Origin of the sequence: Microbacterium thalli, assembly GCF_028737325.1 — a bacterium.
Taxonomy (GTDB): Bacteria; Actinomycetota; Actinomycetes; order Actinomycetales; family Microbacteriaceae; genus Microbacterium; species Microbacterium thalli.
In genome coordinates this window covers 43948-63123 of the sequence record NZ_JAQZCH010000002.1, presented here as the reverse complement: position 1 = coordinate 63123, position 19176 = coordinate 43948, and the positions used below count along the sequence as shown (strand labels likewise).

General features: G+C 72.1%; 19 protein-coding genes. 1 reads left to right on the top strand and 18 read right to left on the bottom strand.

Annotation, left to right across the window (positions count from 1 at the left end):
• Positions 1–62: 62 nt before the first annotated feature.
• The 8 genes from PUW82_RS08130 to PUW82_RS08095 all read right to left on the bottom strand — a co-directional run bounded on the left by PUW82_RS08130 (position 63) and on the right by PUW82_RS08095 (position 6994).
• Positions 63–980: an ABC transporter substrate-binding protein gene (locus PUW82_RS08130; protein ID WP_274221816.1), complete on the bottom strand. Its 918-nt coding sequence runs from the start codon at positions 978–980 to the stop codon at positions 63–65.
• Between the two features lie 69 nt (positions 981–1049).
• Entirely contained in the window at positions 1050–1763 is a 714-nt protein-coding gene (locus PUW82_RS08125) for an ABC transporter permease (RefSeq protein ID WP_274221815.1), read from the bottom strand.
• The gene (locus PUW82_RS08120) at positions 1760–2443 is read right to left on the bottom strand and encodes an ABC transporter permease (RefSeq protein WP_274222925.1); all 684 of its coding nucleotides are present in this window, start codon (positions 2441–2443) and stop codon (positions 1760–1762) included. Before PUW82_RS08120 ends, PUW82_RS08125 begins: the two co-directional genes overlap by 4 nt.
• Position 2444: 1 nt before the next feature.
• Complete coding sequence (locus PUW82_RS08115) at positions 2445–3266, bottom strand: ABC transporter ATP-binding protein (protein WP_274221814.1); 822 nt, start codon at positions 3264–3266, stop codon at positions 2445–2447.
• A gap of 6 nt (positions 3267–3272) precedes the next feature.
• Complete coding sequence (locus PUW82_RS08110) at positions 3273–3563, bottom strand: DUF427 domain-containing protein (protein WP_274221813.1); 291 nt, start codon at positions 3561–3563, stop codon at positions 3273–3275.
• A 115-nt stretch (positions 3564–3678) separates the two neighbouring features.
• Positions 3679–4989 (bottom strand): GNAT family N-acetyltransferase, encoded by a 1311-nt coding sequence (locus tag PUW82_RS08105; RefSeq protein WP_274221812.1) that lies wholly within the window; start codon positions 4987–4989, stop codon positions 3679–3681.
• Positions 4986–5927, bottom strand: a complete 942-nt coding sequence (locus PUW82_RS08100) for a 4-(cytidine 5'-diphospho)-2-C-methyl-D-erythritol kinase (protein ID WP_274221811.1) — start codon at positions 5925–5927, stop codon at positions 4986–4988. Before PUW82_RS08100 ends, PUW82_RS08105 begins: the two co-directional genes overlap by 4 nt.
• Positions 5924–6994: an aldo/keto reductase gene (locus PUW82_RS08095; RefSeq protein ID WP_274221810.1), complete on the bottom strand. Its 1071-nt coding sequence runs from the start codon at positions 6992–6994 to the stop codon at positions 5924–5926. The genes PUW82_RS08100 and PUW82_RS08095 overlap by 4 nt, the downstream gene beginning before the upstream one ends.
• 149 nt (positions 6995–7143) lie before the next feature.
• Here PUW82_RS08095 and PUW82_RS08090 point away from each other — a divergent pair, with 149 nt between their 5' ends.
• Positions 7144–8778, top strand: a complete 1635-nt coding sequence (locus tag PUW82_RS08090; RefSeq protein WP_274221809.1) for a stealth family protein — start codon at positions 7144–7146, stop codon at positions 8776–8778.
• On the opposite strand, the gene PUW82_RS08085 is transcribed toward PUW82_RS08090, so the two are convergent.
• The 10 genes from PUW82_RS08085 to hemE all read right to left on the bottom strand — a co-directional run bounded on the left by PUW82_RS08085 (position 8723) and on the right by hemE (position 19159).
• On the bottom strand, positions 8723–9643 hold the full coding sequence (locus tag PUW82_RS08085; RefSeq protein ID WP_274221808.1) for a phosphodiesterase: 921 nt from the start codon (positions 9641–9643) through the stop codon (positions 8723–8725). The two genes, PUW82_RS08090 and PUW82_RS08085, sit on opposite strands and share 56 nt — an antisense overlap.
• Positions 9644–9743: 100 nt before the next feature.
• Complete coding sequence (rsmA, locus tag PUW82_RS08080) at positions 9744–10589, bottom strand: 16S rRNA (adenine(1518)-N(6)/adenine(1519)-N(6))-dimethyltransferase RsmA (RefSeq protein WP_274221807.1); 846 nt, start codon at positions 10587–10589, stop codon at positions 9744–9746.
• Positions 10590–10754: 165 nt separating this feature from the next.
• Positions 10755–12071: a glutamate-1-semialdehyde 2,1-aminomutase gene (gene hemL, locus PUW82_RS08075; RefSeq protein ID WP_274221806.1), complete on the bottom strand. Its 1317-nt coding sequence runs from the start codon at positions 12069–12071 to the stop codon at positions 10755–10757.
• Complete coding sequence (gene hemB, locus PUW82_RS08070; RefSeq protein WP_274221805.1) at positions 12068–13063, bottom strand: porphobilinogen synthase; 996 nt, start codon at positions 13061–13063, stop codon at positions 12068–12070. Before hemB ends, hemL begins: the two co-directional genes overlap by 4 nt.
• Entirely contained in the window at positions 13060–13830 is a 771-nt protein-coding gene (locus tag PUW82_RS08065; RefSeq protein ID WP_274221804.1) for a uroporphyrinogen-III synthase, read from the bottom strand. The genes hemB and PUW82_RS08065 overlap by 4 nt, the downstream gene beginning before the upstream one ends.
• Positions 13827–14834: a hydroxymethylbilane synthase gene (hemC, locus tag PUW82_RS08060; protein ID WP_420792738.1), complete on the bottom strand. Its 1008-nt coding sequence runs from the start codon at positions 14832–14834 to the stop codon at positions 13827–13829. Before hemC ends, PUW82_RS08065 begins: the two co-directional genes overlap by 4 nt.
• On the bottom strand, positions 14777–15991 hold the full coding sequence (locus tag PUW82_RS08055; RefSeq protein WP_274221802.1) for a ferrochelatase: 1215 nt from the start codon (positions 15989–15991) through the stop codon (positions 14777–14779). Before PUW82_RS08055 ends, hemC begins: the two co-directional genes overlap by 58 nt.
• Positions 15991–16680, bottom strand: a complete 690-nt coding sequence (gene hemQ / locus PUW82_RS08050) for a hydrogen peroxide-dependent heme synthase (protein ID WP_274221801.1) — start codon at positions 16678–16680, stop codon at positions 15991–15993. The genes PUW82_RS08055 and hemQ overlap by 1 nt, the downstream gene beginning before the upstream one ends.
• Positions 16680–18092 (bottom strand): protoporphyrinogen/coproporphyrinogen oxidase, encoded by a 1413-nt coding sequence (locus tag PUW82_RS08045; protein ID WP_274221800.1) that lies wholly within the window; start codon positions 18090–18092, stop codon positions 16680–16682. Before PUW82_RS08045 ends, hemQ begins: the two co-directional genes overlap by 1 nt.
• The gene (gene hemE / locus PUW82_RS08040) at positions 18089–19159 is read right to left on the bottom strand and encodes a uroporphyrinogen decarboxylase (protein ID WP_274222924.1); all 1071 of its coding nucleotides are present in this window, start codon (positions 19157–19159) and stop codon (positions 18089–18091) included. The genes PUW82_RS08045 and hemE overlap by 4 nt, the downstream gene beginning before the upstream one ends.
• Positions 19160–19176 lie beyond the last annotated feature (17 nt).

Below are 19176 nucleotides of genomic sequence, written 5' to 3'. Positions count from 1 at the left end.
GCCCGGACGCACGAGACCCCCGGAGCGCATCGCTCCGGGGGTCTCGTCGGTCGGGAAGAGGGTCAGACGAGACCGTTCTCCTCGAGCCACTGCGTCGCGATCTCTGCGGGCTCGAGCTTGTCGACGGTGCTCTGCACGTTCAGCGCCACGAGCGCCTCGGGAGTCAGCTTGGCGCTGACCGCGTTGATCGTGTCGGCGATCTCGTCGGCGACGTCGACGTTCACGACGGGCACCACGTTGGACGCGAGGAAGAGGCCCTCGGGGTCCTCGAGCACGACCAGGTCCTCGGTCTGGATGCGCGGGTCGGCGGTGAAGACGTTCGCGACGTTGACCGTGCCGGCGACGAGGTCGTCGACGGTGGTCTCACCGGTCGCCTGGAAACCGACCTCGACGCCGTACGTCTCGGTCAAGCCCGACGGGCCGTACGGGCGCTGCTCGAGCTCGGCGGGGCCGCCGAGGGTGAGCGGCTCGGTGACGTTCGCGAGGTCGGCGATCGTCGTCAGGTCCCACTGCTCCGCGAACGCGGCGGTCACGGTGTAGGAGTCCTGGTCGCTCGCGGTGGCCTGGTCGAGCACCGTGAGGTTCTCGGGCAGCGCGTCGGTGAGCGCTGCATACACGTCGTCGGACGTGCGCGCCTCGGTCTCGGGCTCGAAGTACTGCAGCAAGTTGCCGGTGTACTCGGGGAAGAGCGTGAGGGCACCGCTCTCGAGCTCGGGCAGGTAGGCCTCACGCTGGCCGGTCGTGAACTGGCGGTCGACGGTCTTGCCCGCGCCCTCGAGCGCCTGGGCGTAGATCTCGGCGACGATCTCGTTCGAGTAGTAGTCCTGCGAGCCGATGACGATGGTTCCGTCCGCGGGAGCCGCGGACTCCCCGCCGCTCTCGGCGAGCGGGTCCGAGCCGGCGCACCCGGCGAGCAGGGTGGTGGCGGCGAGCACGCCGACGCCGGCCGTCAGCAGACGGCGCGTGGTGAAGCGAGACATGGGTTTCCTCTTTCTGGTGGTGCGGAAGGTTCGAGCTGTGAACGGGACGGAGGAGGGGCGGAAGCTGCTTCAGGCGGTCGCCGCAACGGGACGGCGGCGCTCGGGGGCGGCGGAGGCGACGCGGATGCCGCGCGGAGCGGTCCACCGCTGCAGGAGCGCGAGGAGCGCGTCGAGCACGAGCGCGAGTAGCGCCAGCACGAGGGCAGCCCCGAGCACTTGATCGATGGCGCGCAGGTCGATGCCCTGGATGATGCGGAAGCCGAGCCCGCCGAGGTCCGTGTATCCGGCGATCGTGACCGTCGCGACGACCTGCAGGACGGCGGAGCGCAGCCCTCCGACGAGGAGCGGCAGCCCCAGGGGAACCTCGACGCGCCAGAGGATCTGCCACTCGGTCATACCGACGGCGCGGGCGGCGTCGATGGTACGGCCGTCGATCGCCTGCAGCCCGCTGTACGCGCCGGCCAGCAGCGGCGGGATCGCGAGGACGACGAAGGTCACGAAGGCCGCTTCGGTCTTCCGGGTGACCCCCAGCAGCAGGATCAGCAGGATGAGCAGCCCGAAGGAGGGAATCGCTCGCGCGGCGCCCGAGATCGCCACCGCGAACTCGCGCCCGCGACCGGTGTGACCGATGGCCCAGCCGATCGGCAGCGCGATGAGGGCAGCGATCAGAACCGAGATGAACGTGTAGTACAACTGCTGGCCGATGAGGACCGGCACCGAGTTCGTGCCGGTGTACTGGGCGGGATCGAGCAGCCACGCGATCGCGTCGACGAAGACGTTCATGCCGTCGCCTCCGCTCGCCGGCGCACCCGGCGCGACCCCTGCCGCGCGGGTGTGCGCGCCCACGGCATGAGCACGCGCCCGAGCAGCACGAGGAGTGCGTCGATGATCAGCGCGATGAGCGCCACGGCGACGATCCCGGCGAAGACCTCTTCGAGCAGGCGGCGCTGGATGCCGTTGGTGAAGAGGTAGCCGAGGTTGGTCACGCCCACGAGGATGCCGACGGTCGCGAGCGAGACGGTCGACACCGACATCACCCGCAGGCCGGCGAGGATGACCGGCCCCGATAGCGGCAGGTCCACCGCCCAGAACCGGCGGAAGCCTCCGTACCCCATCGCCGTCGCGGCCTGACGAACGCCCGGATCGACCGCGTCGAACCCGTCGGCGACGGATCGCGTCTGAATGGCGATCGCATAGATCGTCAGCCCCACGATCAGGTTGGTCTCGGTGCGGATGCCGTAGCCGAGGACGCTCGGCAGCAGGACGAGCAGGGCGAGGGAGGGGATCGTGTAGAGCAGACCGGTCACTGTGATGACCCAGCCGCGCAGCAACCGGTACCGCCACGCCACCCAGCCGAGCGGCACCGACAGCACGAGGCCGAGGACGATCGCGATGACGCTCTGGCGCACGTGGTCGAGCGAGAGCGAGAGAATGAGGTCGAGGTTCGACCAGATCCACGACACCTCAGGAGCCACCCTCGATCAGCGTCCCCTGCGTGCGTCCCTCGGTGTCGACGAGGACGGCGCCGCGTTCGGTGCGCTCCACGCGCAGCGCCCGCTTGCCGCGATCGGCTCCGATGAAGCTCGCGACGAAGTCGTCGGCGGGGTCGCGGATGATCTCGCTGGGCGAACCGACCTGCAGCTTGCGGGCACCGGCGGCCAGGATGACGACCTGGTCGCCCAGCAGGAACGCCTCGTCGATGTCGTGCGTGACGAACACCACCGTCTTGCCGAGCTCGCGCTGCAGCCGCAGCAGCTCCTGCTGCAGCTCGGTACGGACGATGGGGTCGACGGCGCCGAACGGCTCGTCCATCAGAAGAATGTTGGGGTCTGCCGCGAGCCCGCGAGCCACGCCTACGCGCTGCTGCTGTCCCCCCGAGAGCTGGCTCGGGTAGCGATCGGCCATGCGGGTGTCGAGCCCGACGGTGGCCATGAGCTCGAGCGCGCGGCGTCGTCCGTCGCGACGGCTCGTGCCCGTCAGGACCGGCACCGTCGCGATGTTCTCGGCGACGGTGAAGTGCGGCAGCAGTCCGGAGTTCTGCATGACGTAGCCGATGCGGCGGCGCAGCTGCACCGGCGAGCCGGTGGATACGTCTTCGCCGTCGATCTCGATCGACCCCGCACTGGGCTCGACCATGCGATTGATCATGCGCAGCAGGGTGGTCTTGCCGCACCCGGACGAGCCGACGAAGACGGTGGTCTTGTGCGACGGGATGACGAGGGAGAACTCCTGGACCGCGCGGGTGCCGTCGGGGAACTGCTTGCCGACCTCGCGGAACTCGATCACGCCCGGTCAGCTCTCGATGGCGACCGCGCGGTCGAAGGCGACGTAGCCGGAGAAGTCGGTGCCGACGCGCTCGATGGCGGTGGCGTGCGGCGTCGGATACGACCAGGCCTTGTCGGCCGACCCCGCGACGTCGAAGTACTGGGCGTCGCCCTTCCAGGGGCAGGTGTACGCGGTGTCGCTCTCCGCGAGCACACCCGGCGCGATGCTCCGGGGCGGGAAGTACCAGTTCCCCTCGATCCGGACGAGGTCGGCCTCGTCCGCTTCAGCGATGATCGTGTCGCCCAGTCGTGCACGCATGGCGCCGCCCTCCGTTGTGGATTCTCACGCTAGTGGGCGGTCACGACACCCGGGGTCGTGTTGCGTCATGTCGCGAAATGGACTATCGCCGCCGATCCCGTACCGGCGCCGCGCCTCAGTACCAGAGCCCGAGTCGCGGCGTCACGGGCGACCGGAACATCCGTCCGATCGCTTCGGGGTCCGCGCAGGTGATGCGCCCGGCCCGCGCGAGCGCGACCGGTGACACGCCGCCGAGGTAGAGGGCCGCGAGTTCCACGACCGAGAGCTCGAGGGTCGTCGCCGCTGCAGCATCCGAGGAACCGGTGGTCACGCTCGCGACTCCGGCGTCGTCGACCGTGAGGAGGTACTCCCCCGCCGCGAGACCCAGGGGGTCGCTCACGCGCAGCATCACCGTGCCGGCGGCGCTGTACCGGCGGGCGGCGAGGGCGGTGGGAACGTCGAGCACCCGCACGTACTGGTGGTCGAAGACCGACACGGCCGCGGCGCGGCGGTCGCCGATCATCCACAGCACCGGCTCGTCGGTCGAGCACAGTTCCGCGTGCACGTGCGCCACGAGGTCGAGCTCGAGCAGGAACCGCCAGAGCGCCGCATAGGCCTCGTCGGTCTCGGCGAGGAGGATCGTGACCTTCGCCGTCCCGTGGACGATGTCGCGCTCGTGCGGCGTCAGCGTGTAGGTCAGCACGCCGCGGACGACGCCCTCGGCGTCGCGGTACTGCACGCATCGGATGTTCCCGCCGTCCTTGGCGTCGGGGTCGGTGCCGGTGTAGCGGTCGGCGTGCCCCGGCGGCAGGGCGACGTCGCCGGGCGTCCGGCCGCGTGTGCGCTCGTGCAGGTCGACGACCGCGTCGCGCGCCGTCTCCCGGCCGACGAAGTCGATGCGCCCACTCGGGGTCGGGCCGCTCCAGCGGACCCGGCGCGTGTCGATATCGATGATCGCGGCGTCCGCGGCCGAGGCGAAGCCGTACCGGCCGTAGAGGGTGGACTCGGTGACGGTGAGCATCGCCAGCGGCATCCCGGCTGCCGCGATGCTCCGCAACTCGCCCTCCAGCAGCGCACGCGCGATGCCGCGCCGGCGATGCGTCTGCGCGACCGTCACGGCGCTGATGGCGCCGGCAGCGACCGTGGCGCCGGGAACGGTTAGCTCCGATGCCCACGAGGCGATGGTGCCGACGGCGAGATCCGGCGACGGACCGCTCTCGTCGAAGACACCGGTGAGGCGGCGACCGGCGTTTCGCGTGCCGGCGGCGGCCACCTGTTCGGCGGACCGCTCGCCGTCCTGGAACCCGCGGGCGACCGCCTGGATCCAGCCCGCGAAGGCATCGGAGTCGGCGGCCACAGTGCGGTAGCTCAGGTCGTGCGCCGCCAGCCGCGTGCGCGACTGCTCGTCCACCTCGGTCTGCTGCCAGGAATCGTGCGTGCCGGTCATCGGGTCACCACTTTCGCGCCCGTCACGGGGCCATGGACATGGCGGGCGCGACGGCCCGCGGCGGACAGGGTCTGTTGGAGGCGACGTGCGCTCTCGTCTCCGGCGGCCAGGAAGGCGACGGTCGGGCCCGAGCCCGATACGAGGCCTGCGACGGCCCCGGCCGATGCACCCTGATCGAGCAGGTCGGCGAGGTCGGGACGCAAGGCGCACGCGGCATCCTGCAGATCGTTTCGCAGTGCGCCCGCGAGCACGTCGGGCGAGCCGGAACGCAGGGCCTGCAGGATCACGGGGTCGACGGCGGGCGCTTGCTGCGCCGGCTCGATGTCGGGCCGCGCGGCCGATCGCAGGCGGTCGAGCTCGGCATAGACGGCCGGTGTCGACAGCCCGCCCTCGTCGGTCACGATGACCCAGTCGAACCGGGCGCGCGCGAGCGCGGGACTGAGGCGATCGCCCCGACCGGTGCCCACCGCGCTGCCGCCGAGCAGCGAGAACGGGACGTCCGCACCGAGGCGTGCCGCGAGCTCCTGGAGCGCCGGCGACGTGAGCCCCGCGCCCCACAACGCGTCGCAGGCGACGAGCGCCGCAGCGGCGTCGGCCGATCCCCCGCCCATCCCGCCGGCGACCGGCACGCACTTGCGGATGTCCAGGTGCACCCCGCCGAGGTACCCGACCTCGCGCGCGACGAGTCGCGCAGCGCGGAGTGCGAGATTGCGATCGTCGGTCGGGACGCCCGGCACCGCGGCTCCGGATTCATCGACGACCCGCACCGAGAACGCGGCGGCGGGCGTCGCCGTCACCTGTTCGACGAGCGAGACCGCCTGGTACACCGAGGCGACGTCGTGGTAGCCGTCGGCCTGGACGTCGCCCACGTCGAGGAAGAGGTTGATCTTGCCGGGGGCCCGCACGCGCACGCTACCGGGCACGGCGCTCAGGCTCATGCGCCGTCCGGCCCGTCCCAGAGCCGTCCGATGCGTCCGGCGATCTCGTCGATGCGTCGCAGTTCGTCGTCATCGAAGTCGGGCGCCTCGAGCGCGGCGAGGTTCTCGTCGAGCTGGTCGGTGCGCGAGGCGCCGATGAGTGCCGAGGCGACCACCGGGTCGCGCAGGGTCCAACGGATCGCGAGCTGCGCGAGGGTCTGCCCGCGCTCCCGTGCGAGGTCGGCGAGCTCGCGGAGGCCTGCGAGGGCCGACTCGGCGAGGCGACCGTCGTCGGGCAGCGAGAATCGCTGCATCGACCGGTCGGACGTGCCGTCGTCGAGGTAGCGCCCGGTCAGCAGCCCCTGCTGCAGCGGCATGAACCCGATCGCTCCCATGCCGTCGGCCCGGAGCTGATCGGTCAGACCGTCCTCGATCCAGCGGTTGAGGATCGAATACGACGGCTGGTGGATCACCAGCGGCGTGCCCAGGTCACGGGCGACGGATGCCGCGCGGGCCGAGTTCTCGGCGGAGTACGACGAGATGCCGACGTAGAGCGCCTTGCCCTGGCGCACGAGGGTGTCGAGCGCGCCGACCGTCTCCTCGATCGGGGTCGTGTCGTCCTCACGGTGCGAGTAGAAGATGTCCACGTAGTCCAGGCTCATGCGACGCAGCGACTGCTCTGCGCTGGCGATGAGGTACTTGCGCGAGCCCTGGTTGCCGTAGGGGCCGTCCCACATGTCGTAGCCGGCCTTGGACGAGATGATCAGCTCGTCGCGGTACGGCGCGAGGTCCTCGCGCATCATGCGTCCGAAGTTCGTCTCGGCCGACCCGTACGGCGGCCCGTAGTTGTTGGCGAGGTCGAAGTGGGTGATGCCGCGGTCGAACGCGTGCCGCAGGATCTCGCGCTGACGATCGAACGGAATGTTGTCGCCGAAGTTCCACCAAAGCCCGAGCGAGATGGGCGGCAGGTACAGCCCCGAGGCCCCGACCTGACGATAGGCGGTGCCCTCGTAACGGTCGGCGGCGGCGGTGTAAGGACGGTGGAGGTCTCCGCCGCGCGAAGCGGGGAAGCGGGGCGAGGCGGTCACGTCCCGAGCCTATCGACCGCGAGGCCGAGCACCAGCCGGGAAGAGAACCGGGCGGCCGCGCGTTGCACCGAGAACGGGAGCGCGGCGCATCGACGCGGAGCGCCCCTCAGGCTCGGGCGACGTGCGAAGAAACACCTTCGTAACGGAGAATGTCTAGTCTGCATACGAACGCCTTTCCCCCCGAGGAGGAAACCCTGGCCCTTTCCGCTCTGCCCCGCCGCGAGAACCCCTGGATCGATCTGCCCGCACAGCGCGACGACGTCGTGCTCGATGAGGGGCTGCTCCGTCTCGTCCATGACGACACCACACCGGATGCCGCCCGCACCGCCGACCTGCTGCTCATCGCCGACGCGCTCCGCGCCGCCGACGTGCGGGTCCTGCTCATCCGGCATGATCTTCACACCCCGGCACTGGCGATCGATCTCGCCGACGCCGACCGGGCCGCGGCGGCCCTGCGCACCCTCGGGTGGGAAGAGCCGCTGTACCTCAAGGCCAAGGGCGCGGCGCCGGTCTTCGCCGCGGACGCGACGATTCCCGCGGTCGCGCCGCACGTCATGCGCGCGTACCGCCCCCGCATCACCGTCAATGGCGGCCGTCGCTACGACCACGAGTACGGTGTGCGCCTGGAGTTTTGGCGATTCCGTGAGAGCACCGTCGAGGCTCCGCAGGCCAACGCCCTCATGCGGCGCGTCACGCCCGCGAAGGACGTGACGATCGTCTCGGCCACGCGCTGGGGGCGCGAGTGGGACACCGTCATCGGCATGCTCGACCCGCACCCGCGCGAGGTGACGCACGACATCGACATGGTCTTCTCGTGGGTCGACGGGTCGGCGTCGGAGTTCCAGCGCCAGCGCGCTGCTCAGCTGTCGGAGTACGTCGTCGGCGAGGGCGATGACGGTCCCGCCCGTTACCGTCACGTGGACGAGCTGCGGTACGCGCTGCGCAGCGTTCACATGTACGCGCCGTGGGTGCGCCGCATCTTCATCGCGACGGACTCCCCCGCCCCGTCCTGGCTCGCCGACCACCCGCAGGTGACGATCGTGCGCAGCGAGGAGTTCTTCGCGGATCCGTCGACGCTGCCGACGCACAACTCACACGCCGTCGAGGCTCAGCTGCACCGCATCGACGGGCTCGCCGAGCACTTCCTCTACTCCAACGACGACATGTTCTTCGGCCGTCCCGTGCACCCGGAGCTGTTCTTCTCGCCCGGCGGCGTCTCGTCGTTCGTGGAGTGCGACGTCCGCATCGGCGCCGGGGAGCCGCGCCTCGAGCGGTCCGGACACGACAACGGTCTGCGCGTGAACCGCGCGCTGCTGGAGGAGCGTTTCGGGCGCATCATCCTCCGCGACCTCGAGCACTGCGCCGCGCCGCTGCGCCGCAGCGTGATGAGCGAACTCGAAGAGGCCTTCCCCGAGGACTTCCGCCGGACGGCGGCATCCCGTTTCCGCGCCTCGACCGACATCTCGGTGACCAACTCGCTCTACCACTACTATGCGATGTTCACCGGTCGGGCGATCCCCACCACCGTGCCGCGCACCCGTTACGTGCAGACCACGCTCGCCCGCTCGCTGGCCGGTATGGAGCGCCTGGCGAAGCGGCGCGACATCGACATGTTCTGCCTCAACGACGGCGGCGAGACCGAGGTTCCCGAGGAGATCCGCGTGACGTCGCTGCGCGACGTGCTCGAGCGCATGTTCCCGATCCGCGCGCCGTGGGAGATCCCCCTGGTCAGCGAAGCACGGACACGGGACGCGTCGGCGGTGCGCTCCGGCGTGAAGCGCTGACCGGGGCGATCCCCGCCTCGGCGAGCCGCCGCTGCGCCTCGTGCGCATCGGTGTGCTCGAGCGTCACCGGCGCCTCGACCGGCACCACGGAGTGGACGACCGTCTCGTCGTAGACGTGGACGAAGTTGAACGACTGCGCGCCGTCCTGGGGGCGCGTGCCGCCGACGGGAACCGTGAGGTCCTGCGCGTAGCAGGTCGACGAGGCCACCGAGACCGGGATGCCGGCGAAGGTCGCGAACGTCGAGTAGTGCAGGTGACCGGCGATGATGGCACGCACGTCCGAGCCGCGCAGCACCGCCGCCAGCGAACGCTGGTCGCGCAGCTCGACGCTCGCGGCGAGCGGCAGGACGCTCGGAACCGGCGGGTGATGCATCGCCAGGATCGTGCCGAGCGGCGCGGGTGTGGCCAGCACCTCACGCAGCCACGCGAGCTGGTCGGGCCGCACCTCGCCGTGATGGGCGCCGGGCACGCTGGTGTCGAGCGTGATGAGGCGCAGGCCGTCGATCTCGTCGACGCGGTCGGCCGCAGCATCCGATGCCGGTTCGCGCCAGAGCGTCTCGCGGAAGCCGGCACGGTCGTCGTGGTTGCCCATGACCCAGAAGACGCGCGTTCCCAGCCGTTCCGCGAACGGCTCGATGAGCTCGCGCAGCTCGACGTAGGCGTCGCGCTCACCGAGGTCGACGAGGTCGCCCGTGAAGACGATGCCGTCGGGGCGCAAGGCGGCCGCCTCGATCGCGGCCATCGCGCGGCGCAGGTGCGCGGCCGCATCGACGCGGTCGAAGAGCTGGGAGCCGGCGGCTCGCAGGTGGGTGTCGCTCAGGTGCAGCAGCACTCTTTCGGGTGCCGGGTACTCGGCGGTTCGCATCGTCTCTTCCGTGTCGGGTGATGCTCGCCACGACGCTCGCGGCTCCTCCGAAATGTTACCGACGTGTTTCCGGAGAAGCTGATGACGCGCTGATGAGCATTCAGTGAACGGATGCCGCGATGCGCATGAAGTCGTCGACGGTCAGCTGTTCGCCGCGCAGCGTCGGGTCGATCCCGGCCGCTTCGAGGACGGCCGACGCTGACGCTGCGCTCCCGCCCAGCACGGGCGCGACGGCCTGCCGGAGCATCTTGCGGCGCTGGCCGAACGCGGCGTCGACGATCTGGAACGTCCGGCGACGCAGCTCGTCATCACCGCGGGGCTCGGCGTCGCGCTCGAACGCCACGAGCAGGCTGTCGACGTTCGGCACGGGCCAGAAGACCTGACGCGACACCGTGCCGGCGAGGCGCCACGCGCCGTACCACGCGGCTTTGACGCTCGGAGAGCCGTAGATCTTCGAGCCCGGTGCTGCCGCCAGTCGCTCGGCGACCTCGGCCTGCACCATGACGACCCCGCGCTGGAGGTAGGGGAACGTCTCGAGGAAGTGCAGGAGCACCGGCACGCTGACGTTGTAGGGCAGGTTCGCGACCAGGACCGTCGGCTCGCCCGGCAGCTCCGTCACGCGCAGGGCGTCGGCGTCGACCACGGTGAGGGCGCCGTCGGGCACGTTGTGACGCTCGGCGGTGCGCGGCAGGTGCGCGGCGAGGCGGTGGTCGATCTCGACCGCGGTCACGCTCGCGCCGGCCTCGAGGATGGCGAGGGTCAGTGAGCCGAGGCCCGGGCCGATCTCGACGACGCGCTCGCCGGGCTGGACGCGGGCGGCGTGCACGATCTTGCGAACGGTGTTGGCGTCGACGACGAAGTTCTGCCCGAGCTTCTTGGTCGGTGTGACGTCGAGTTCGGCCGCGAGAGCGCGGATCTCGGACGCGCCGAGGAGGGTCACAGGCATGAGGACCAGCCTAGTTGCGGCGACGAGGCGCGCACGGCGCGATGCACGGGCACTGCGACGCGGTCGCGGGGCGCTGCGCCGCTGACCCGAGGTGCTGCGCCGCTGACCCGGCGTCCTCCGCACGCCCGCGTCCGGGTGCGGGCGGAGAACGCCGGGTGAGCCGGCTCAGGACGCGGCGGCGGTCGCCGCGGCGCGCGCTGCCGCGGGCAGGGCCGAGATGATCCGCTCGAGCGCGGCGTCGTCGTGCGCGGCGGTGAGGAACCAGGCCTCGAAGGCCGACGGCGGCAGCGACACCCCCGCATCGAGCATCGCGTGGAAGAAGGCCGCGTAGGCGGCGGCATCCTGCAGCGTCGCCGTCTCGTAGTCGGGCACGCCGTCAATGACGGCCGCGCCGAAGAACACGCTGAACAGCGTCCCCGCCCGCTGCACGACGTGCGGCATCCCGGCTTCGGTCAGCGCAGCGGATGCCGCCCGCGACACCGTGTCGGCCGCCCCGGCGATCCGCGCGTACACCGCGTCGTCGGCGAGGCGCAGCGTCGCGAGCCCCGCCGCGACGGCGACCGGGTTGCCCGACAGCGTGCCTGCTTGGTAGACCGGCCCGAGCGGAGCCAGCAGGTCCATGACCTCGGCGCGCCCCGCGATCGCGGCGACGGGGAGCCCGCCCCCGACCACCTTGCCGAAGGTGAGGAGGTCGGGCGCGACGTCCTCACCGGCCTCGCGGAGCACACCCCAATAGCCCGACGGCCCCGACCGGAACCCGGTCAGCACCTCGTCGCTGATCAGCAGCGCTCCGTGCCGTCCGGTGAGCTCGCGCAGGAACGAGGTGAACCCCGGCGCCGGGGGCACGACGCCCATGTTGGCGCCGGCGGCCTCGGTGATGACGGCCGCGATCCGCTCGCCGTGCTCGGCGAAGACAGCTTCGAGCGCGGCGCGGTCGTTGTAGCGCACGACCAGGGTCTGCGCGGCGATGGCCGCGGGCACGCCGGCCGACCCGGGCAGGGCGAGGGTGGCCAGCCCCGAGCCGGCCTGCGCGAGCAGTCCGTCGGAGTGGCCGTGGTAGTGCCCGGCGAACTTCACCAGCAGGTCGCGGCCGGTCGCACCGCGGGCGAGGCGGATCGCGGTCATCGTCGCCTCGGTGCCCGTCGAGACGAGGCGGATCTTCTCGGCGATCGGAACGCGACGGCGGATCTCCTCGGCCAGCTCTGTCTCGGCCGGGGTCGACGCTCCGAACGACAGCCCGCGCCCGGCGGCCTCGACGACCGCGGCGATCACCTCGGGGTGCGCGTGCCCGACGAGGGCCGGTCCCCAGCTGGCGACGAGATCGACGTAGTCGCGTCCGTCCGCGTCGGTCACCAGCGGTCCCGACGCCGACACGAAGAACCGCGGTGTGCCCCCGACCGAGCCGAAGGCACGGACCGGGGAGTTCACGCCCCCGGGGATGACGGCGCGGGCGCGCTCGAACAGGTCGTCGTTGCGGCTCATGCGAGATCCTTTCCGGCGCGAATCCAATCCGCCACTTCGCGGGCCCAGTAGGTGAGGATGACGTCCGCCCCGGCGCGACGGATGCCGAGCAGCGACTCGCCGATCGTCCGCTCGCGGTCGATCGCGCCCGCCCGCGCGGCGAGCTCGATCATCGCGTACTCCCCCGACACCTGGTAGGCCCAGACGGGCACGGTCGACACGTCGGAGACGCGCGCCAGGACGTCGAGGTACGGGCCGGCGGGCTTGACCATGACGTAGTCGGCGCCCTCGGCGATGTCCTGCATCGCCTCGGCGACGCCCTCGCGGCCGTTCGCGGGATCGAGCTGGTACGTGCGGCGATCGCCCTGCAGCGTCGACTCGACCGCGTCGCGGAACGGTCCGTAGTACGCCGAGGCGTACTTCGCCGAGTAGGCCAGCAACGCCACCTCGGCGTGGCCGGCCTCGTCGAGCGCGCGGCGGATGACGGCGACCTGGCCGTCCATCATCCCCGACAGCCCGAGGATCTCGGCGCCGGCGCGTGCCTGCGCGAGCGCCATCCGCGCATACACCTCGAGCGTGGCGTCGTTGTCGACGGACCCGTCGGCCGCCAGCAGACCGCAGTGGCCATGGTTGGTGAACTCGTCGAGGCACAGGTCGGCCTGCACCGTGATGCGTCCCCGGGCCGCGTCGGCCGCGACCCGGATGGCGCGGTTGAGGATGCCGTCCTCGGCGACCGCGCCCGAGCCCTCGGCGTCACGGACGGCGGGCACACCGAAGAGCATGATGCCCCCGACTCCTGCCTCTGCAGCATCCGTCACGACCGCCGCGATGTCCTCGAGAGGATGCTGCAGCACGCCGGGCATCGAGGCGATCGGCTGCGCCACGTCGATGCCCTCCTTCACGAACACCGGCAGCACCAGCTGCGCGGCCGCGAGGTGGTGCTCGGTCGACAGGCGACGCATCGCCGGGGTCCGGCGGGTGCGACGCAGGCGTCGCTCGGGGAAGCTGCTCATGAGGATTCCTCTGTTCCAGGGCGGGCGTCGAGTTCGGCCAGAAGGGCATCGACGCTCTGCGAGTGTGCCGTGTGATGAACCGTGTAGCCGAGCTTCTCGGCATCGCGGGTGGTGCCCGGGCCGATCGAAGCGATGAAGACGTCGGGCCCGGGGATGCCGACCTGACGGCGCAGCTCGCGTCCCACGCTGAGCGAGGTCAGCAGCACCGTGTCGATCGCGCCGGTGCGCACCTCGTCGGCGACCGTGGCGTCGAGGTCGACGCCGACCGTGCGATAGGCGATGCAGACGTCGACGTCGTACCCCTGCAGCTCGAGCTCGTCGCTGATGACCGCCATCGCCAGATCCGAGCGCAGTACGAGGCAGCGGCCGGTCGACCGCGGCGAGCGGCCGGCGCACCACTGGGCGATCATGTTCGTCGCCGACGACGTGCCGACGGGGACGAACTCGACCTCGAAACCGGCGTCGGCGACCGCACGCGCCGTCGGGCGTCCGACGGCGGCGATGCGCGTTCCGACGGGGATCGAGACCTGCTGCGCGACCAGCTGCTCGACCGTCGCCGCGCTCGTGATGAAGACCCAGGCGTAGTCGCCGGCGGCCAGCCGCGCGAAGGCGCCGTCGCGGGCGGCGGTGTCGCGCGGCGGGCGCGACTGGATGAGCGGCGCGATGACGCCCGTCGCGCCGCGGCGCTCGACCTCGTCGCGCACGCGCTCGCCCCAGGCGCCGCCGCGCGGGATGAGGACGCGCCGGCCGCGCAGTCCCCCGCTCACCGGCTCGTCCCCGGCAGATCGGCGATGTCCGCGGCACCGCCGTCCAGCAGCTCCGCGACGACGTCGGTCGCGATCCGCTCGCGTTCGGCGGGCGATGCGAGATCGGCCTCCAGCGAGCGCACCGCGCGGACGGTGCGCGCACCGTCCGGTGCGTAGACCTCGGCCACGAAGGCGGACTCGGTCCCGAGTCCCGTCACGGTGATGCCGACGGGCGCCGCGCATCCCGCTTCGAGACGGCGCAGCACGGCGCGCTCGAGGAGCGCGCGCGAGGCCGATGCGGCGTCGTCGATCAGCCGGACGGCGCGACCGATGGGCCCGTCGAGATCCGCCGTGCGGACCTCGACCGCCAGGGCGCCCTGCCCCGCCGAGGTCGGCCACGCGTCGAGGGCGAAGACCTCGCCGATGGCCGCGTCGCGACCGATGCGGCGCAGCCCCGCCTCCGCGAGGACGACGGCGTCGTACTCTCCGTCGCGCACTTTCCGCAGCCGGGTGTCGACGTTGCCGCGGATGTCGCGCACCTGCAGGTCGGGTCGCCGGCGCCGCACCTGCGCGACGCGACGGGGCGAGCCCGTGCCGACGACCGCGCCGGCGGGCAGGGCATCCAAGGTCGTGCCCGCCTCGGGGCCGCACAGCACGTCGCGCTGCGGTGCCCGCGGCGGGACCGCGGCGATCTCCAGGCCCGGGTAGGGCGCGGTCGGCAGGTCCTTCATCGAGTGCACGACGAGGTCGCAGTCGCCGCGGACGAGCGCCTCGCGCAGCGCCGTGGCGAACACACCGGTGCCCCCCATCTGCGCGAGCGACCCGGTCAGCACGTCACCGTCGGTCGTGATCTCCACGAGCTCGACCGGGATGCCGGTGGCGGTGGTGATCGCGTCGGCGACGTGCTGCGACTGCGTCGTGGCGAGAAGGCTCGCACGCGTGCCCAGCCGCAGGACCGGGGCTTGCGTCACGGCGCCACCCCCGCGAGCGCCGGCTGGAAGCCGAGGCGCTTGTTCTCGCAGCATCCGGGACGGCACACGTCGTACCACGGGCCGAGCGAGGTCACCGCGGGCCGCTCCTCGACGGGGGTCGCGTGCAGCCGCTCCTCGACGAGGTCGACCAGACCCGAGACGTAGGCGGGGTGCGTGCTCGGCGACGCCGTGCGGACGGCGAACAGACCGTGCTCCTCGGCGGTCTCCATCGCCTCGGTGTCGAGGTCCCAGAGCACCTCCATGTGGTCGCTGACGAAGCCGAGCGGCACGATGAGCACGGCCTTGCGCCCGGCGGCGGGCAGCTCGGCGATCGCGTCGTTGATGTCGGGCTCGAGCCACGGCACGGACGGCGGGCCCGACCGGCTCTGGAACACCAGCTGCCAGGGCGCGGTGGTCCCCAGCTCCGCGACGATCGCCTCGGCGACCGCGGTGTGCTGGGCGACGTACGCGCCTCCGGGCCCGAAGCCGCGCTCGGGCGGACCGGAGCGGTCGGCGTCGGAGTTCGGGATCGAGTGCGTCGAGAAGAGGATCTCGACGTCCCGCTCATCGATGCCGCGCTCGCGCACCTGCGCGAGTCCGTCGCGGATGCCCTCGACGAAGGGAGCGACGAAGCCGGGGTGGTCGAAGAACTGGCGCACCTTGTCGATCTCGACCTCGCCGGCGAGGCCCGTGGCCTCCATCGCGTCGGCCAGGTCCTCGCGGTACTGGCGGCACGACGAGTACGAGCTGTAGGCGCTCGTGGCGACCGCGATGACGCGACGGTGTCCGTCGGCGTGCACGGCGCGCAGCGCGTCGTCGACGTACGGCATCCAGTTGCGATTGCCCCAGTAGACCGGCAGATCGAGGCCACGAGCGGCGATTTCGGCCTCGAGGGCGGCCTTGAGCTCGCGGTTGTGCTGATTGATGGGCGAGACCCCGCCGAAGTGACGGTAGTGGTGCGCCACCTCCTCGAGACGCTCGTCCGGGATGCCGCGTCCGGCGGTGACGTTCCGCAGGAAGGGCAGCACGTCGTCCTGGCCCTCGGGACCGCCGAAGCCCAGCAGCAGCAAGGCGTCGTACGACGTCGGCTCGCTGACGTGCGGGGCGCCCGCGCAGGCGGCGGGGCTCGCCGCGGGCACGGCGCAGCCGGGAGCGCACGCGGGAGCGCTCGCCGCACGCGGCGGCTTCGGACGGAACTCGCTCGTACCCATCAGGACAGCACCTCCGTGAGTTCGGACACCGCGACGCGGCGACCGGTGTAGAACGGGACTTCTTCGCGCACGTGGCGGCGCGCATCGGTGGCGCGCAGGTCGCGCATCAGGTCGACGAGGCTGATCAGCTCGTCGCTCTCGAGGGGCAGCAGCCACTCGTAATCGCTCAGCGCGAAGGTCGAGACGGTGTTCGCGATGACGTCGGCGAACTTCGCGCCGCGCCGGCCGTGCTGGGCGAGCATCGCCGAGCGCTCCTCCTCCGGCAGCAGATACCACTCGTAGCTGCGGACGAACGGGTACAGGCACAGCCACTCGCGGGCGTGCTCGCCGCGCAGGTACCCCGGCACGTGACGCTTGTTGAACTCGGCCTCGCGGTGCACGCCCATCGCGCTCCATTCGAGGTCGAATGCTGCGAGCGCCGACGTGCGACGCAGAGCCCGGAGGGCGCGCTGCAGCGCGGCGGGGTCGTCGTCCGAGCCGGGGGCGGTGTGCAGCCAGATCATCAGGTCGGCGGCGCCGCGCATGCCGGTCACGTCGTAGAGTCCGCGCACGGTGACGCCCGACTCCGGCAGCTCGGCCACGAGGCGCTCGAGCTCGGCGATGTCGGCATCCGTGGGCGCCTGCGGCCGCGGACGAGGGCCGGCGAGGATCGCGAAGAGGGTGTAGCCGAGCGGAATGTTCTCCGTCATCAGGGCTCCTTTCGGTCGGAGGAAACGGTCAGGAGGTCGTGCGCGAGGGCACGTGCGTGCGGGATCACCGACGCGAGTCCGGTGCCGGCGGCGACGGCTCCGGTGACTTGGATGCCGCGCGCGGCAGCCTCGGCCACCGTGTCGGTCCACGCCGCGGACTCCGCCGGCACGACGGCATCGCGCCAGCGGGTCGTGATGATCTCGCCGATCTCGTCACGGTCGACGCGGGCACCCGTGAGGTGCGAGATCTCGCGCGCGATCGCCGCGGCGGAGTCGAGCCCGGCGGTGTCGTCGGCGCGCACCGAGAGCCGCACGAGGTGCGTTCCGGCCGGCAGCGCCGCGCGGGCCCACGCCCACTTCGCGTCGATGTGCGTCAGAGCCTTCGCCGCGGTGGGGGCCTCGGGCGCGACGATGACCCCGGAGCCGACGGGCTCGGCGCCGAGGTCGGGGGCCGTGACCGCCGCGGTCAGCAGGCGGATGGCGGGCTGGATGGGCGCGGATGCGGCGGCGTCGACGTCGGCGGCATCCATCGTGCCGGTCACGCGGCCGAGCAGCGAGGCGGCGCCGCGCGGGCCGGTCGCGACGACGACCTTCGCCGCGCGGAGCGCTTCGCCCGAGGCGAGGTCGACGCGGACACCGCTCGCCTCCGGCTCGAGCGCACGCACGGCGACACCGGTGCGGATGTCGGCACCGCGCTCGGTCGCGAGGCTCGCGACGGCCTCCGCGAGGCGCCACATGCCACCAGCGATCCCGCCGACGGCGGTGCCACCGGGGGCGTCCGGGGCGACCTCCGCGGCCGCAGCCAGGAGTGATCCGGTGCGCTCGAACGCCGCCCACATCTTCGGGTGCAGTCGGGGAAGGGGCACGGCGGCCGCCGGCTGCGAGTAGATGCTGCGGCAGAGCGGGTCGACCAGGTCGGCCACGATCCCCGCCCCCAGGCGCTCCTCGACGACGTCGGCCAACGACGCCGTCGGGTCGATGGGCGCCGCGAGCACCTCGGCCGCGGCCCGCTGCGCGGCGCGCTCGCCGATGATCGCGACGACATCGGCGGCGAGCGGGTTCGCCGGGATGCCGATGACGGTGCGGCGGGGAAGCGGCAGGCGCGTCCATCGACCGGCCGCGCCGAGACCGCGGTGCGACACCAGGTGCGCCGGCCCGGATCGGGGCGAGACGACCTCGAGCGGCAGGCCGAAGTCGGCGATCAGTCGCGGCACGGCGTCGGTGCGCTTGGCGAACGACTCGGCACCGAGATCGACCTCGACACCGGCGATGCGCCCGCGGCGCAGCATCCCTCCGGTCTGGTCGTCGGACTCGAGCAGGACGACCCGCGCTCCCGCGGTCGCCGCTTCGAGGGCGACGACGAGACCGGCGATGCCCCCGCCGATGACGACGAGGTCGGCGTCGGAGCTCATGCCGACCGCCAGCGGTGGACGGTGCGGACGACCGAGCTGATCGCGTCGGGGTCGGCCTGCATCGGCACCCCGTGGCCGAGATTGAACACGTGGGCGCGTGCCGAGCGGCCCGCCTCGAGGATGCGCTCGATCGCCGCATCCCGCACCTCGGCGGGGGCGAACAGCAGCGCGGGGTCGAGGTTGCCCTGCAGCGTCAGGTGCGATCCGACGCGACGAGCGGCCTCGTCGAGCGGCACCCGGTAGTCGACGCCGAGCGCGTCGATGCCGATCGAGGCCATGTCGCCGAGGATCTCGCCGGTGCCGACGCCGAAGTGCACGAGCGGGATGTGGTCGATGCCCGCTCCCGCCGGGACCGGCAGGGCACGCACCGCGTCGAGGGATGCGGCCGAGGCGGGCAGCGCCGCGGCGCGGTAGTCCTCGGGCGGCAGACCGCCGGCCCACGAGTCGAACAGCTGCGCGGCGCTCGCACCGGATTCGACCTGCAGCGCGAGGAACTCCCCCGTCACCCGCGCGAGCCACTCGGTGAGGGCGGTCCAGGCCGCGGGGTCCTCGTGGATGAGTCGACGCGCGGCGAGGTGGTCCTTCGAGGGGCCGCCCTCGACGAGGTAGGCGGCGAGTGTGAACGGGGCGCCCGCGAAGCCGATGAGGGGCAGCGGCTCCCCCCGCGACTCGGACTCCTCGGCGAGCATCTCGGTGGTCAGCTGCACCGCGCGGGCAATGGCCTCGCCGCGTTCGCGGACGAGCGCGGGATCGATCTCGACCGCGCGGGCGATGTCGGCTGCCGTGCTGAGGGGCTGCGCGAAGACCGGACCGCGACCGGCGGCGATCTCGACCTCGATCCCGAGGATCGCGAGCGGCACGATGATGTCGCTGAAGAAGATGGCGGCGTCGACGCCGTGGCGCCGCACCGGCTGCAGCGTGATCTCGCTCGCCAGTCCCGGGGTGAGGCAGGCATCGAGCATGCTGCCCTGCGACCGCAGCGCGCGGTACTCGGGAAGCGATCGGCCGGCCTGGCGCATGAACCAGACGGGGGTCTTGTCGACGCGTTCGCCGAGCAGGGTACGCACGAGCCGGCTCGAGCCGG

What these genes read in the sequence shown, in the direction of transcription:
- PUW82_RS08130 (WP_274221816.1), bottom strand. Translation starts at nt 980, where the DNA reads ATGTCTCGCTTCACCACGCGCCGTCTGCTGACGGCCGGCGTCGGCGTG.
- PUW82_RS08125 (WP_274221815.1), bottom strand. Translation starts at nt 1,763, where the DNA reads ATGAACGTCTTCGTCGACGCGATCGCGTGGCTGCTCGATCCCGCCCAG.
- PUW82_RS08110 (WP_274221813.1), bottom strand. Translation starts at nt 3,563, where the DNA reads ATGCGTGCACGACTGGGCGACACGATCATCGCTGAAGCGGACGAGGCC.
- PUW82_RS08105 (WP_274221812.1), bottom strand. Translation starts at nt 4,989, where the DNA reads ATGACCGGCACGCACGATTCCTGGCAGCAGACCGAGGTGGACGAGCAG.
- PUW82_RS08100 (WP_274221811.1), bottom strand. Translation starts at nt 5,927, where the DNA reads ATGAGCCTGAGCGCCGTGCCCGGTAGCGTGCGCGTGCGGGCCCCCGGC.
- PUW82_RS08090 (WP_274221809.1), top strand. Translation starts at nt 7,144, where the DNA reads ATGTCTAGTCTGCATACGAACGCCTTTCCCCCCGAGGAGGAAACCCTG.
- PUW82_RS08085 (WP_274221808.1), bottom strand. Translation starts at nt 9,643, where the DNA reads ATGCGAACCGCCGAGTACCCGGCACCCGAAAGAGTGCTGCTGCACCTG.
- rsmA (WP_274221807.1), bottom strand. Translation starts at nt 10,589, where the DNA reads ATGCCTGTGACCCTCCTCGGCGCGTCCGAGATCCGCGCTCTCGCGGCC.
- hemL (WP_274221806.1), bottom strand. Translation starts at nt 12,071, where the DNA reads ATGAGCCGCAACGACGACCTGTTCGAGCGCGCCCGCGCCGTCATCCCC.
- hemB (WP_274221805.1), bottom strand. Translation starts at nt 13,063, where the DNA reads ATGAGCAGCTTCCCCGAGCGACGCCTGCGTCGCACCCGCCGGACCCCG.
- hemC (WP_420792738.1), bottom strand. Translation starts at nt 14,834, where the DNA reads ATGCTGCGAGAACAAGCGCCTCGGCTTCCAGCCGGCGCTCGCGGGGGT.
- PUW82_RS08055 (WP_274221802.1), bottom strand. Translation starts at nt 15,991, where the DNA reads ATGGGTACGAGCGAGTTCCGTCCGAAGCCGCCGCGTGCGGCGAGCGCT.
- hemQ (WP_274221801.1), bottom strand. Translation starts at nt 16,680, where the DNA reads ATGACGGAGAACATTCCGCTCGGCTACACCCTCTTCGCGATCCTCGCC.
- PUW82_RS08045 (WP_274221800.1), bottom strand. Translation starts at nt 18,092, where the DNA reads ATGAGCTCCGACGCCGACCTCGTCGTCATCGGCGGGGGCATCGCCGGT.